This is a genomic window from Flavobacterium xinjiangense, from assembly GCF_900142885.1.
Taxonomy (GTDB): domain Bacteria; phylum Bacteroidota; class Bacteroidia; order Flavobacteriales; family Flavobacteriaceae; genus Flavobacterium; species Flavobacterium xinjiangense.
On sequence record NZ_FRCL01000007.1, the window covers coordinates 49770 to 62807 of the forward strand.

The 13038-nt window shown below is 36.5% G+C and carries 12 protein-coding genes and 1 tRNA gene; 7 read left to right on the forward strand and 6 right to left on the reverse strand.

Annotated elements, in window-relative coordinates; translation table 11 throughout:
* The first annotated feature begins 2 nt into the window (after window positions 1–2).
* From rsmI to BUC23_RS09845, 5 genes are all read left to right on the forward strand, one after another.
* A complete protein-coding gene (gene rsmI, locus BUC23_RS09825; protein WP_073208999.1) occupies window positions 3–716 on the forward strand; it encodes a 16S rRNA (cytidine(1402)-2'-O)-methyltransferase in 714 nt (237 codons plus the stop codon).
* Between the two features lie 2 nt (window positions 717–718).
* Entirely contained in the window at window positions 719–1771 is a 1053-nt protein-coding gene (locus BUC23_RS09830; RefSeq protein ID WP_073209001.1) for a flavin monoamine oxidase family protein, read from the forward strand.
* 15 nt (window positions 1772–1786) lie between these two features.
* Window positions 1787–2131 carry a HopJ type III effector protein gene (locus tag BUC23_RS09835; RefSeq protein WP_073209003.1) on the forward strand — a complete coding sequence of 115 codons (345 nt, stop codon included), beginning with the start codon at window positions 1787–1789 and terminating at the stop codon, window positions 2129–2131.
* 116 nt (window positions 2132–2247) lie between these two features.
* Window positions 2248–3936 (forward strand): single-stranded-DNA-specific exonuclease RecJ, encoded by a 1689-nt coding sequence (gene recJ, locus BUC23_RS09840; RefSeq protein ID WP_073209005.1) that lies wholly within the window; start codon window positions 2248–2250, stop codon window positions 3934–3936.
* Between the two features lie 14 nt (window positions 3937–3950).
* On the forward strand, window positions 3951–5222 hold the full coding sequence (locus BUC23_RS09845) for an MFS transporter (RefSeq protein WP_073209006.1): 1272 nt from the start codon (window positions 3951–3953) through the stop codon (window positions 5220–5222).
* Here the strand turns inward: BUC23_RS09845 and BUC23_RS09850 are convergent, their stop codons facing one another.
* From BUC23_RS09850 to BUC23_RS09860, 4 genes are read right to left on the reverse strand one after another with little or no spacing between them, the layout of a single operon-like run.
* Window positions 5223–5975 carry a UDP-2,3-diacylglucosamine diphosphatase gene (locus BUC23_RS09850; protein ID WP_073209248.1) on the reverse strand — a complete coding sequence of 251 codons (753 nt, stop codon included), beginning with the start codon at window positions 5973–5975 and terminating at the stop codon, window positions 5223–5225.
* Between the two features lie 4 nt (window positions 5976–5979).
* Window positions 5980–6444, reverse strand: coding sequence for a 6-pyruvoyl trahydropterin synthase family protein (locus BUC23_RS09855; protein ID WP_073209008.1), 465 nt, complete (start codon window positions 6442–6444; stop codon window positions 5980–5982).
* Window positions 6445–6478: 34 nt separating this feature from the next.
* Window positions 6479–6652 (reverse strand): hypothetical protein, encoded by a 174-nt coding sequence (locus tag BUC23_RS17505; RefSeq protein ID WP_167365571.1) that lies wholly within the window; start codon window positions 6650–6652, stop codon window positions 6479–6481.
* Window positions 6653–6658: 6 nt separating this feature from the next.
* A complete protein-coding gene (locus BUC23_RS09860) occupies window positions 6659–7426 on the reverse strand; it encodes an enoyl-CoA hydratase/isomerase family protein (protein ID WP_073209010.1) in 768 nt (255 codons plus the stop codon).
* 127 nt (window positions 7427–7553) lie between these two features.
* Here BUC23_RS09860 and BUC23_RS09865 point away from each other — a divergent pair.
* Window positions 7554–7627 (forward strand) — tRNA-Ala (locus tag BUC23_RS09865).
* A gap of 74 nt (window positions 7628–7701) precedes the next feature.
* Here BUC23_RS09865 and mtgA read toward each other — a convergent pair.
* Complete coding sequence (gene mtgA / locus BUC23_RS09870; protein WP_073209012.1) at window positions 7702–8442, reverse strand: monofunctional biosynthetic peptidoglycan transglycosylase; 741 nt, start codon at window positions 8440–8442, stop codon at window positions 7702–7704.
* Complete coding sequence (locus tag BUC23_RS09875; RefSeq protein WP_073209014.1) at window positions 8442–9554, reverse strand: NAD(P)/FAD-dependent oxidoreductase; 1113 nt, start codon at window positions 9552–9554, stop codon at window positions 8442–8444. Before BUC23_RS09875 ends, mtgA begins: the two co-directional genes overlap by 1 nt.
* Before the next feature lie 252 nt (window positions 9555–9806).
* On the opposite strand from BUC23_RS09875, the gene BUC23_RS09880 reads away from it, so the two are divergent.
* Window positions 9807–13028: a reprolysin-like metallopeptidase gene (locus BUC23_RS09880; RefSeq protein ID WP_073209015.1), complete on the forward strand. Its 3222-nt coding sequence runs from the start codon at window positions 9807–9809 to the stop codon at window positions 13026–13028.
* The last annotated feature ends 10 nt before the right edge of the window (window positions 13029–13038 follow it).

Consider the following 13038-nt stretch of genomic DNA (forward strand, 5'->3'; position numbering starts at 1 on the left):
TTATGTCAAAATTATATATAGTTCCCACGCCAATTGGCAATCTCGAAGACATGACTTTTCGGGCCATTCGAATTCTTAAAGAAGTCGATTTGATTCTTGCCGAAGATACTCGGACGAGCGGTAAATTACTGAAGCATTTCGAAATTGGCACCCACATGTACAGCCATCACATGCATAACGAGCATAAAACGGTGGAGAATTTGATTTCCCGTTTAAAAGCCGGTGAAAATATTGCCTTAATCTCGGATGCTGGTACTCCTGCTATATCTGACCCTGGATTTTTATTGACTCGCGCTTGCGTAGAAAATGGAGTTGAAGTAGAATGTTTGCCAGGAGCGACAGCATTTGTACCTGCATTAGTGAACAGCGGTTTGCCCAATGATAAATTTGTTTTCGAAGGTTTTTTGCCTGACAAAAAAGGGAAACAAACGCGTTATTTGGCTTTAGCCGAAGAAACGAGAACAATGATTTTATACGTTTCTCCCCATAAATTACTAAAAACTTTAGCGGAATTTATCACTTATTTTGGAGAAGATAGACCGATTTGTGTTTGTAGAGAATTATCAAAATTGCATGAAGAAAATGTTCGAGGAACGGTACGGGAAGTTTTGACTCATTTTGAAAAAATAGCTCCCAGAGGAGAAATTGTTGTGGTTGTAGGTGGTAAACCAATAACAAAAGAACCTAAAAAATCTAAATTCTCACCCGAAGAATAAGCATGAAAAAGGAAAAAGTTATTCTAATTGGAGCTGGACTTTGTGGACTGTACACAGCTTTTTTACTTCAAAAAAAAGGGATTGAAGTCCTAGTTTTAGAAGCCAATACTCGAATTGGAGGCCGCATAAAAACTTTAACAGGCACAACTGGTGTCACGATGGAAATGGGCGCCACTTGGTTTGGAAACCAACATCGTCATATTTTGGAAGTACTCTACACTTTAGAACTTCCTTATTTTAGACAACATACACAAGGTGTTTCACTATTTGAAACCATGTCCTTTGTACCACCACAAAAATTTGAAATCGCAGATTCCGAAGAACCTTCTTTTCGTATCGTAGGTGGAACGGCAACTCTAATTGAGAAATTAGCTTCTGAAATTGGGATGCAAAATATTAAAACAGGGAGTAAAATAACGACTATAAAAGAAGAAAATAACCAGTTAATTGTAATGGATACAGCTGGAAATAGCTATTCAACTGATAAAGTGATTAGCACTATTCCGCCTAATTTATTGGTAAACTCAGTGGTGTTTGAACCCAATTTACCCGAAACTTTTTTACAGTTAGCCAAAAAAACGCATACTTGGATGGGCGAATCCATAAAATTCGCTGTGGAATACAAAACTCCTTTTTGGAAACAAAAAAACTACTCCGGAACGTTATTCAGCCAAGCGAGTATCATTCAGGAAATGTACGACCACAGCACCGCCGATAATTCTGGTTTTGCCTTGAAAGGGTTTCTAAACGGTGGTACTTCTGTCCTTTCTCGTGAAGAACGCAAAGAAAAAGTAATCGCACAACTGGCTACTTTTTTTGGGCCAGAAGCTACGGATTACGTTGCCTATTATGAAAATGTTTGGAGAGAAGAACCCCTAACATTTCAACCTTACGAACAGCTAGTATTAGCACATCAAAACAACGGACATTCCTCATATAAAAACCCATTACAAAAGGGAAAATTATATGTTTCTGGAGCAGAAACAGCCACTCAAAATCCAGGTTATATGGATGGAGCTATTTTTGCCGCGAAAACTCTTGCTTCTCAATTTTAACAATAAACATCTATTATGACTATAGTCAATTTTTTAGAAAAATTAAAACACACACCAGAATCTATTGCCTTTGCAGAAACCATTGCAATAATTGAAGAAAACTACGAATTTTCTCCAACTGCTTTTGAGAACGGTTTGCAACACAATGCTGCTGGAGAAAATTCAGGATCCTGCAAATTATTTGCTTTCGCAGAAATTCAAAACCTATCAGAAGAAGCTACACTGACTTGTTTTGGAGCGTATTATTATGAAGATGTTTTAAAAAATCCAAAAGGAACAGATCACCAAAACATTCGTAATTTCATGAAAACTGGTTGGGATGGAATTGCATTTTACGGAACCCCATTAGTATTGAAATAAAATAGTTAAATCACTAATTCGAAAATTAAATCGACAGAACTAATTGGCGAATTAGCGGTTATTCGTTTTTAAAGTTTCAAAAATCCTAATTTCAAAATCTAAAATCACAAAGTAATATGCGTTGGACCATCAAATCAAAACCTTCCGAAGTTACCGTTCAACATTTGGCGAAAGCTTTGAATGTGGAAAATTTCGTGGCTACGTTACTAGTCCAGCGCGGCATTGAAACATTCGACGATGCTAAAGCTTTTTTCAGACCTTCACTAGACCATTTGCACGATCCGTATTTGATGAAAGATATGGACAAGGCAGTGGAACGGATAGAAAAAGCGATTGAAAACGATGAAAATATACTCGTTTTTGGCGATTATGATGTTGATGGGACAACCGCGGTTTCTTTAGTTTCTTCGTATTTAAGAACCTATTATCCAAATGTGGCGACTTATATTCCGGATCGTTATCATGAAGGGTACGGGATTTCTTTTAAAGGAATTGACTTTGCTGATGATAATGGATTTCCCCTTATTATTGCTTTAGATTGCGGTATAAAATCTATAGATCATGTGGCGTACGCCAAAGAGCGAAACATTGACTTCATTATTTGTGATCACCACAGACCTGGTCATTTTTTACCCGAAGCAGTTGCGGTTCTTGACCCAAAACGAGACGATTGCAATTATCCTTACGATGAATTATGTGGTTGTGGAATTGGTTTCAAATTGATTCAGGCTTTAGGCCAAAACAGAAATCAGACAATTGATGATTTAATACTCTATTTAGATTTAGTGGCTGCCGCGATTGCTGCCGACATCGTTCCCATGACAGGTGAAAACAGGGTTTTGGCTTATTTTGGTTTACAAGTAATCAACTCCGAACCAAGACCAGGAATCAAAGCGCTAATCCATCAAGTAAAAAAACAGACCTTAGATATTACCGATGTTGTATTTATCATCGCACCAAGAATTAATGCTGCGGGACGAATTAAACATGGGAATCATGCAGTAGAATTATTAACCGAATTTGATTTTGAGCAAGCCCAACAATTTGCTTCCGAAATTGAAGCGTATAATTCAGAGCGAAAGGATTTAGATAAATTAATCACTAAGGAAGCGTTGTTGCAAATAGTTGAAAACCAAGAAAAAGAACGATTTACTTCTGTGGTTTTCCAAGAGGATTGGCACAAAGGTGTGATTGGAATTGTAGCTTCAAGATTGATTGAAACGTATTATAGACCAACTTTAGTTTTTACCAAAAGTGGTGATAGATATGCTGCGTCAGCACGTTCTGTAAAAGGTTTTGACGTTTATAATGCGCTCGAAGCCTGTTCTGAACATTTGGAACAATTTGGTGGTCATATGTATGCCGCCGGAATGACTTTAAAAAAAGAAAACTATCAATTATTCAAAGACGCTTTTGAAAAAGAAGTCGAAAGAACCATTCATCCTGACATGCTGACTCCAGAAATTTCAGTGGATGCTGAAATTAACTTTACTGATATCACTCCAAAATTGACACGAATTCTAAAACAATTCGAACCTTTTGGACCCCAAAATATGACGCCCATTTTCCTGACAAAAAATATAAAAGACACCGGTTACGGAAAACCGATGGGTCAAGAAGAAGAGCATTTAAGACTTTTTGTAAAACAAAATAACTCTGAAGGCATTGCCGCCATTGGTTTTGGCTTAGGTGATAAATACGATTTGACTACTAACCAAAAAATATTCGATGCCGTGTATTGCATTGATGAAAATGAATGGAACGGAAAAGTAAGTCTGCAATTACGATTGAGAGATATTAAATAATTTAGGTTACTAAAATGAAGAAAACACACGATCCCTACGCAGCTTTGCGTTATAAAGAATTCAACACCTTTTTATTGTTGCGTTTTGCGATGGTTTTTGCCTGGTCGATGCAGTTTATTGTTATTGAATGGCAAGTGTACAGTTTGACCAAAAATCCGCTTTCGCTAGGAATCATTGGATTAATGGAAGTAATTCCTGCTGTCGCAATGGCTTTATTTGCCGGACATATTGTAGATCAAAAGGAAAAAAAAGGACTTCTTTTCAAGTGTATTTTAGGGTTTTCAGTAATCAGTTTCGGCTTGTTTTTATTAACATGGCCCTCAATTGTTAGCGAATATTCTACAAAAGCAATTTTGTACGGTATCTATTTTATGGTTTTTCTAGGGGGAATTGTTCGTTCGTTTCTTGGCCCAACGATATTTTCGCTTTTATCCTTAATTGTTCCTAAAAAAGTATACCCAAATGCTGCTACATGGAGTAGTTCAGTTTGGCAAATAGGATCTGTTTTAGGACCCGCAGTAGCGGGATTTTCTATTACTTTGATTGGCGTTCACTGGTCGATGTGTTCTGTCTTTTTATGTTCCATTTTTTCTTTAATCGCTTTATCTCAAATCTCTACTAAACCTATTTTGAATCCAAAAATAGGAGAACCCATAATGGATAGTTTGAAAGAAGGCGTGAAGTTTGTTTTCCAAAATAAAACCATTTTGGGTGCATTATCACTGGATATGGTGGCGGTCCTTTTTGGCGGAGCTGTCGCCTTGTTACCCATTTTTGCGCAAGACATTTTGAAAGTTGGCCCCGAAGGCTTTGGTGTGTTACGAGCTGCTCCAGCTGTTGGTTCCTTTTTAATACTGATTATTTCAGCGTATGTTCCTATGAATAAAAATGCTGGAATGAAGCTATTGTCAGCTATTTTTGCTTTTGGACTTTGCATTATTGTTTTTGGACTTTCCACTATTTTCTGGTTGTCCGTACTAGCACTATTTTTTAGTGGTGTCGTCGATGGAATTTCGGTAGTGATACGTCAAACTATTTTGCAATTGAAAACACCTGATCACATGCGAGGCCGAGTTTCGGCAGTGAATTCAATCTTTGTAGGTTCTTCTAATGAACTTGGTGCTTTTGAAAGTGGATTGACAGCAAAGTTAATGGGAACGGTAACTTCAGTTGTTTTTGGTGGAAGTATGACATTACTAATTGTACTTGGAACAGGAATATTCTCGCCAGGCTTTAGAAAACTAGACTTGCAAAAGGATATTGAGGAGCATGAAAAGGGAGAGTAATTAGTGTTTTTTAATCTCGAAAGTTTCGCCATCAAAAACACCATAAGTAAAATAAGTAATCCAGTCTCCTAGATTCACGTACTCGGAATTTTCACCCACGGTTACTTTCATAGGTAAATGACGGTGTCCGAAAACAAGGTAATTGTAGTGTTTGGTTTCCAGTTTTCTTTTGGAATAGAGAATCAGCCATTCGTTGTCTTCACCAAGGAAGGTTACATCTTCATCACCGGAAATTAATTTATTTTTTACGGAAAGATATTGTGCCAATCCTACTCCGATATCCGGATGAAGCCATCTAAAAAGCCATTTTGAAAATGGATTGGTAAATACTTTTTTCATTCGTTTGTAACCCATGTCGCCAGGACCTTTTCCGTCGCCATGACCAACCAGAAATGTTTTAGTACCAAAAGTATATTCTTGATTATCGTGATAAACCGGAATATTCAATTCTTTCTGAAAATAATCTTCCATCCATAAATCGTGATTTCCCACGAAGAAGTAAATAGGAATACCGCTGTCCCGGATTTCGGCTAGTTTGCCCAGAACCCGAACAAACCCTTTTGGTACAACTGTTTTGTATTCAAACCAAAAATCAAATAAATCGCCTAATAAAAAAATAGCTTCTGCATCTTTTTTTACCTCATCGAGCCAAGCCACAAATTTTTGTTCTCTGGGAAAACTCAATTCAGGAGTTGGTGCTCCAAAATGTTGATCGGAGGCAAAATATATTTTTTTGTTGTTCGGTAATTGCATGAAATTAAAGTATGGATTTGAAATTATCACTTGCATACCATTCTGCAAAAGAAGATTCTGTTTCTTGCAATTTTAAGGAAAAAAGAGTAATCCCTTCCGGCAATCGGCCGATGATTCTTTTAGAAAAATCTACTACCATATTTTCACTTGTTGGCTGATAATCCACCAAAATAACATGATGACCGCGGCTTATTAATTCTTTTGCCAATTCTATATGTGGTGTAGTTTCATTAAAAACCGTTGCATGATCAAATTGGTCCACAATTTCCTCTTTAACGATTTTTTTCAAATCTGTAAAATCGATTACCATTCCAAACTTAACGTTATTTCTATCCGTGATTGGAGTTCCAATTACGGTTACTGACAATTTATAACTGTGCCCGTGAACATTTTTACATTTTCCATCATAGCCGTATAAGGCATGACCGGTTTCGAAACTAAATTGTTTTGTAATTCTGATATTGCTCATCGGATTTTATTTTGATTGCAAATTTAGTGAATAATTAACCGTTTTTGTCTCTTTTTTTTGCACTGGAATACATCCAATAAGCCAATCCGATCAAAATTACAAAAGGTACAAAAGACCCAATAATTACGCCTGTTTGATAACTACTATCGGTTGCGTTTTTTAATTTTTCTGCAATATTTACCTGTTGTACAAGCGCTATAATTGTCATCTTGATTTATTTTTTAAATTGAGTCAATGCTTTTTTAGAATACTCTGAAAGCACTAATTTACCAGTGATTGCTGCACGTTCTAACAATAACGTTTCCCAATGATCTGTTCCTTCCCAAAGGACTTTCTTCATCTCGATCAAAGCTTCGGGATTGTAACTGGCCAATTTGGAACAGAAATTTTCTAATGCCGCATCAAGATCCTGCGTATTTTCAAAAGTATAGGCATACAATCCTTTCTCCTTTGCCCAATCAGCCGATTTCCATTCGTGAGCTGCCAAAGTCATTTCTGCCAATGCCGTTTTTCCAATTTTTCTTGAAACGGAAGGTTCTATAACAAATGGACCGATACCAATTGCCAATTCAGATAATTTTATTGCTGCATTATTCGTGGCAAATACATAATCACAAGCCGAAGCAATTCCTACACCTCCACCTACTGCTTTTCCGTGAACACGACCTACTATTAATTTTTTACAACTTCGCATTGCATTAATCAAATAGGCAAATCCTGAGAAGAATTTCGTTCCTTCCTCAAGATTCGAAACGGCCAAGAGTTCATCAAATGAAGCACCCGCACAAAAAGCACCAGTACCTTCACTTCTCATTACAATAACTGAAACATCCGGATTATCACTCAAACTATTAAGTGCATTTGTTACCAGATCCAATAATTCCCTTGGAAAGGAATTGCTGGCAGGATGCCCAAATTCGAGCATCGCGATTTTGTTTTCTATTGTTGTAGTTAGTGAACCCGTTGAATTTTGTGTTATCATAGCAGCTATTTTTATGTAAAGTTAAAAATAATAGAGGATGCTTTTGCTTTTTTTTCGAATAGAATCTATTTGTAATTTTGAAATTTGTTTTTTACTCTATTTATATGTTATATTTGCGATATAGTTTGGGGGATTAGCTCATTTGGCTAGAGTGCTTGCCTGGCAGGCAAGAGGTGATCGGTTCGAATCCGATATTCTCCACAAAACAAAACCGTAAATCCTTTTCATTAAGTATTTACGGTTTTTTATTATATTAAAAACTGCTACGAAGTTGATTAGTATTCCAGTTTTCCCACATGTCGCATTATTCGAACAATTTTAGCTTTTCTATTATTGATATAAGAAGAAGAACTTGTTGCTTTATACCTTCTTGGATTTGGTAAAATTGCAGCTATCCCTGCCGCTTGTTGTGGCGTGAGATTTGCCGCCTCTTTTCGGTACCAATGTTCTGCCGCAGCCTGTGCTCCATAAACGCCATCCCCCATTTCGATACTATTCAAATAGACTTCCATGATGCGTTTTTTTCCCCAAATGGTCTCTATCAAAACGGTGAAATACGCTTCCAGTCCTTTTCTTAAGTAACTTCTTCCTTGCCAAAGAAATACATTTTTGGCAGTTTGCTGCGATATAGTACTTCCCCCTTTTATTCTTCGACCTCGTTCGTTGCTTTTATATGCTTTTTGCATTGCTGTAAAATCAAAACCATTATGTTTCAGAAAAGTTCCATCCTCACTGGCAATTACCGCTTTTTGCAGATTAATTGAAATATTTTCAAGAGGTTCCCAATCATGGCTGAAATAAACTTCTTTCCCTGCAGCTTTATTCTCAATGGCACGAATGACCATCAAAGGAGTAAGCGGCACAGGTAAAAATTTAAAAAGAACTACGAAGAAAATTGAAAACCCAATGAACCATAATAAAATTTTGAATAGAAATCTACTTAGTTTACTCATAAAAGGAGTTGTGTCTTTTTTTACGGGTTGTTTTGATCTTTTGGGTGTTATTTTCGTTGCCATTATACTAAATCTGCTAATTCTGTTCCTATTAAACTTCCTATTGCCACTCCCATTCCTCCTAATCGTACCCCACAATATACATTTTCAGTCAATTGAGAAACAATTGGATTCTTGCTGTTACCAATACCCATGATTCCACTCCAGCGGTGCGCAATTTCAAATTTTTGATTTGGCAAAATTACTTCTTTTAATAGTTGTTCCAATCTATTTTGTATAATTTCTGTTTGTCCAAATTCGGTTGTGGTTTCCGTATCAAAATCAAGGTTTCTGCCACCACCTAGTAAAATTCGATCACCAATATTTCTAAAATAATAATAACCTCTATCTAAGTGAAAAGTCCCTTTTATATCTAAATTTTCTATCGGTTCCGTAATCAAAACTTGAGCCCTAGCTGGTTTTACTGCTCCATTTGTCAATGCATTTGCAAATCCGTTGGTCGCAAATAATATTTTTTTTGTAATGAAACTAAAGTCACCAAGCGTTACTTCAACCCCATTTCCTTTATCCAAATACGATGTCACCGTTTGCCGATTTAAAATCAAAATATTCTCCGAAAATGCCTGTTTCAATAAAGCCTGCATCATATTACCCGTGTCAATCTGGGCTTCAAATGGATTAAAAATAAGGTATTCACGAATGCCACCAAATCCAAAACGATCTACTTCTTTAGCAAAAACATCGGCTTTAAAAAGGGGCTTTAGGATCTCATTTATAAAAGGTAATTTTCCAACACATTCGGAATAAGCACTTTCATCATCTGCTAAAAACAATTCATAACCACCATAAGGTTTAAAATCAATCGCAGCATCACCAAGCCTTTTTCTTAATAATTGTAAACCACTCCAACGTTTTTGGACAAGATTTACAACTTCCTCTTCCGAATGGGATTTTAAATCATCTATAATTTCTGAAAGACTTCCAAAACAGGCGAAGCCAGCATTTTTAGTGCTCGCTCCTTGTGGCAACATCCCCTTCTCTAAAACCAGAATTTTGCTTTCAGGGAATTTTTCGCGCAAGCGAAGTGCAGCATGCAGTCCCACAATACCACTTCCTACTATAGTGTAATCTACATTTGTAAACCAATTTTTTAATTCCCAATAGCTTAAATCCATGTCGCAATATTTTTTATAAAAATAATATTTTTTACCTCTGATAAACTAACCAATAAAAATAATTATTAGAGATTAGGCAAAGAGTTCTATTCCTAAAACGCTACGAAACTCATTTTAATGCTAGTAACATAAAATTTATATTAAAACCAGCGTTTTACACATATAAATAGGATTTTGTTATAAAATTTCGTTAAAATGATAAATTAATTATATATTTGAAATGTTAAAATACAACCAAAACCCAAATCATTTATGAAAAAAAATCTACTTTCAATTGCAATGATTGCAATTACAAGTTTTTCCTTTGCCCAGGGAGGAACTTTATGGAAATCAACCATTAAAAAAAATACCTCAGCTGTTTTTGAAAACAAATCACAGTTATTGAATGCTAAAATATTCGAATTGGATGTCACTGAATTAAACAAATCTCTTTTAAATTCTCCAAAAAGAAGTGCTCTCACTTCAAAATCTAACACAATTATTTCTTTTCCAAATGCAGATGGGAAACTAGAACGTTACAGAATTTTCGAATCTTCTAATATGGATCCTGCTTTAGCTGCAAAATATCCTGAAATCAAGTCCTACGTAGGAAATGGAATTGACAATCCTACATCTTCAATCTATTTCAGCACCTCTCCTCTTGGTATACAAACGATGGCTATTAATGCAGATAAATCAGCCGTATTTATAGAACCTTACACAAAAGACCTAAGCGCTTATGTTGTGTATAAAAAATCGGACACAGTAGCTTCATTATCTAAATTTGAATGTACGATAATAGCAAATGCTAAAAAAGATTTAAAGAACAATAGTCTTTTAAACAGACCTAACGCAGATGATGGAAATCTAAGAACTTTTAGATTAGCACAGTCTGTGACTGGAGAATATACTACCTATTTTGGCGGTACAAAAGCATTGGCTTTAGCAGCAATAAACAATACTATGACCCGCGTAAATGGAGTCTTTGAAAAAGATTTTGGTGTTCACATGAATCTTATTGCTAATAATGATTTATTAATTTACACAACCGCTTCTACAGATCCTTACTCTGCTTCAGCATCTAAAGCAAATTGGAATCAAGAGCTACAAACTAACCTTACAAATGTAATCGGTAGTGCTAATTATGATATTGGTCACTTATTTGGTGGTGATGGCGGTGGTGGTAACGCAGGCTGTATAGGTTGTGTTTGTAAAAACCCTACTACAGCTGTACCATTAGGAAAAGGAAGTGGATATACTTCTCCCGGTGACGGAATCCCTCAAGGAGATAATTTCGACATTGATTATGTTGCTCACGAAATGGGGCATCAATTTGGTGGAAACCATACGTTTACACAAAGTAATGAGGGAACTGGAGCACAAATGGAACCTGGTTCAGGGTCAACAATTATGGGCTATGCGGGAATTACTGCCTTAGATGTGCAACCACATTCTGATCCTTTTTTCCATGCAATAAGCATCCAACAAGTTACTAATTATGTAAAAACAACTACTTGTCAGACTACTACCCTAACCGGAAATGCAGTCCCAACAGCTAGTGCCGGTTTAGATTACACAATTCCAAAAAGTACTCCGTTTATGTTAACAGGCGCTGGAACTGATGCAAATGGAGACATAATTACTTACCAATGGGAAGAAATGGACAACGGTACTACTTCTGCTGCTCCAAGTGCAACTAAAACAACAGGACCAAATTTCAGATCTTACAATCCTAGTACTTCAACAGTTCGTTATTTTCCTAAAATGTCATCCGTATTGACAGGAGCAACTACTACTGCGGGAACTGAACTTACTGTAGAAGCTTTATCTTCTGTGGCTCGTACATTAAACTTTAGATTAACCGTACGTGATAATCATGCTGGCGGACCTGCAAACAATAGTGACGATGCTATAATTACTGTAAATGCTACAGCTGGACCTTTCACCGTTAGTGCTCCTAACACAGCTGTTTCTTATGTTGGCGGATCATCTCAAACTATAACTTGGAATGTTGCTGGTACAACTGCAAATGGCGTTAACACAGCAAATGTCGATATTCTATTATCTACAGATGGCGGAACTACTTTTCCTGTTACGCTACTTGCTGCAACTCCAAATGACGGTACACAAGCTGTAACAATTCCGAATACTGCCGGAACACTAAATAGAATAATGGTAAAAGGAACTAATCATATTTTCTTTGACGTTTCAAACACAAACTTTACAATTACAGCAGGTTCTACTGATACCGTTGTACCTTCAGCTCCGACCACTTTAGCAGCTTCTGGAACAACACAAACGACTACAAATTTATCTTGGACTGCTTCAACAGATAATGTAGCCGTGACAGGTTATGACGTATATCAAGGGACTACCTTAAAAGCTACTGTAACAGGAACGACTTATAGCGCAACCGGATTAACTGCTTCTACTGCTTATGATTTTTCTGTTAAAGCAAAAGATGCTGCTGGAAATATCTCTGCCGCAAGTAATGTAGCGACCGTTACAACTTTAGCTCCTGTTGCTGATACAACTGCTCCTACAGCCCCTACGGCTTTAACAGCTTCAGGAACAACAACCACAACTACCAGTTTATCATGGACAGCTTCTACTGATAACGTTGGGGTAACAGGCTATGATGTGTACCAAGGTGCTACATTGAAAGCAACTGTTACAACTACTACTTATAGCGTAACTGGATTAACAGCTGCGACTGCCTATACTTTCTCTGTAAAAGCAAAAGATGCTGCCGGAAACATTTCTGCATCAAGTAATGTAGTCAATGTTACAACTGCAACTACTGCAATTGTTTATTGTACTTCGCAAGGTAACAGCGTAGCCGACGAAAAAATTGGAAAAGTACAACTTGGAACAATAATCAATACTTCAACTGGAGGAACTGGCTACACTGATTTCACAGCTATTTCAACTAATCTAACTCTAGGAACGGCAAACACAATTACAATTACTCCGGCTTGGACCAGTACGGTTTACAGCGAAGGCTATTCCGTTTGGATTGATTATAATAAAGATGGTGATTTTATTGATGCAGGAGAACAAGTCTATACAAAAGCAGCTTCAACCGCAACTCCAGCAAGTGGTTCATTCACTATTCCTGCTACCGCTACTTTAGGAGCAACAAGAATGAGAGTTTCAATGAAATACAATGGAATTCCTACTGCTTGTGAAGCTTTCTCTTATGGACAAGTAGAAGATTATACGGTAAATATTGTATCGGCTGCAAAAGAATCTGTAACATCCAGAAACACGATAGCAGAAATTAATTTATATCCAAATCCTGCGTCTTCAGTTATAAATTTAACTTCAGTTTCTGACAATGCCACTTTTAAAGTTTATAACTTATTAGGACAAACGGTTATTAATGGTAAATTATCAAACGGTTCAATTAATGTTTCAAGTATAAATGCCGGTAATTATATTTTAGAAATTACTGATAAAGAAACAACTACCGTAAAACGTTTTATAAAACAATAACAAATAAAAA

Coding starts and splice junctions, on each gene's coding strand:
- rsmI (WP_073208999.1), top strand. CDS start 3: ATGTCAAAATTATATATAGTTCCCACGCCAATTGGCAATCTCGAAGAC.
- BUC23_RS09830 (WP_073209001.1), top strand. CDS start 719: ATGAAAAAGGAAAAAGTTATTCTAATTGGAGCTGGACTTTGTGGACTG.
- BUC23_RS09835 (WP_073209003.1), top strand. CDS start 1,787: ATGACTATAGTCAATTTTTTAGAAAAATTAAAACACACACCAGAATCT.
- recJ (WP_073209005.1), top strand. CDS start 2,248: ATGCGTTGGACCATCAAATCAAAACCTTCCGAAGTTACCGTTCAACAT.
- BUC23_RS09845 (WP_073209006.1), top strand. CDS start 3,951: ATGAAGAAAACACACGATCCCTACGCAGCTTTGCGTTATAAAGAATTC.
- BUC23_RS09850 (WP_073209248.1), bottom strand. CDS start 5,975: ATGCAATTACCGAACAACAAAAAAATATATTTTGCCTCCGATCAACAT.
- BUC23_RS09855 (WP_073209008.1), bottom strand. CDS start 6,444: ATGAGCAATATCAGAATTACAAAACAATTTAGTTTCGAAACCGGTCAT.
- BUC23_RS17505 (WP_167365571.1), bottom strand. CDS start 6,652: ATGACAATTATAGCGCTTGTACAACAGGTAAATATTGCAGAAAAATTA.
- BUC23_RS09860 (WP_073209010.1), bottom strand. CDS start 7,426: ATGATAACACAAAATTCAACGGGTTCACTAACTACAACAATAGAAAAC.
- mtgA (WP_073209012.1), bottom strand. CDS start 8,442: ATGGCAACGAAAATAACACCCAAAAGATCAAAACAACCCGTAAAAAAA.
- BUC23_RS09875 (WP_073209014.1), bottom strand. CDS start 9,554: ATGGATTTAAGCTATTGGGAATTAAAAAATTGGTTTACAAATGTAGAT.
- BUC23_RS09880 (WP_073209015.1), top strand. CDS start 9,807: ATGAAAAAAAATCTACTTTCAATTGCAATGATTGCAATTACAAGTTTT.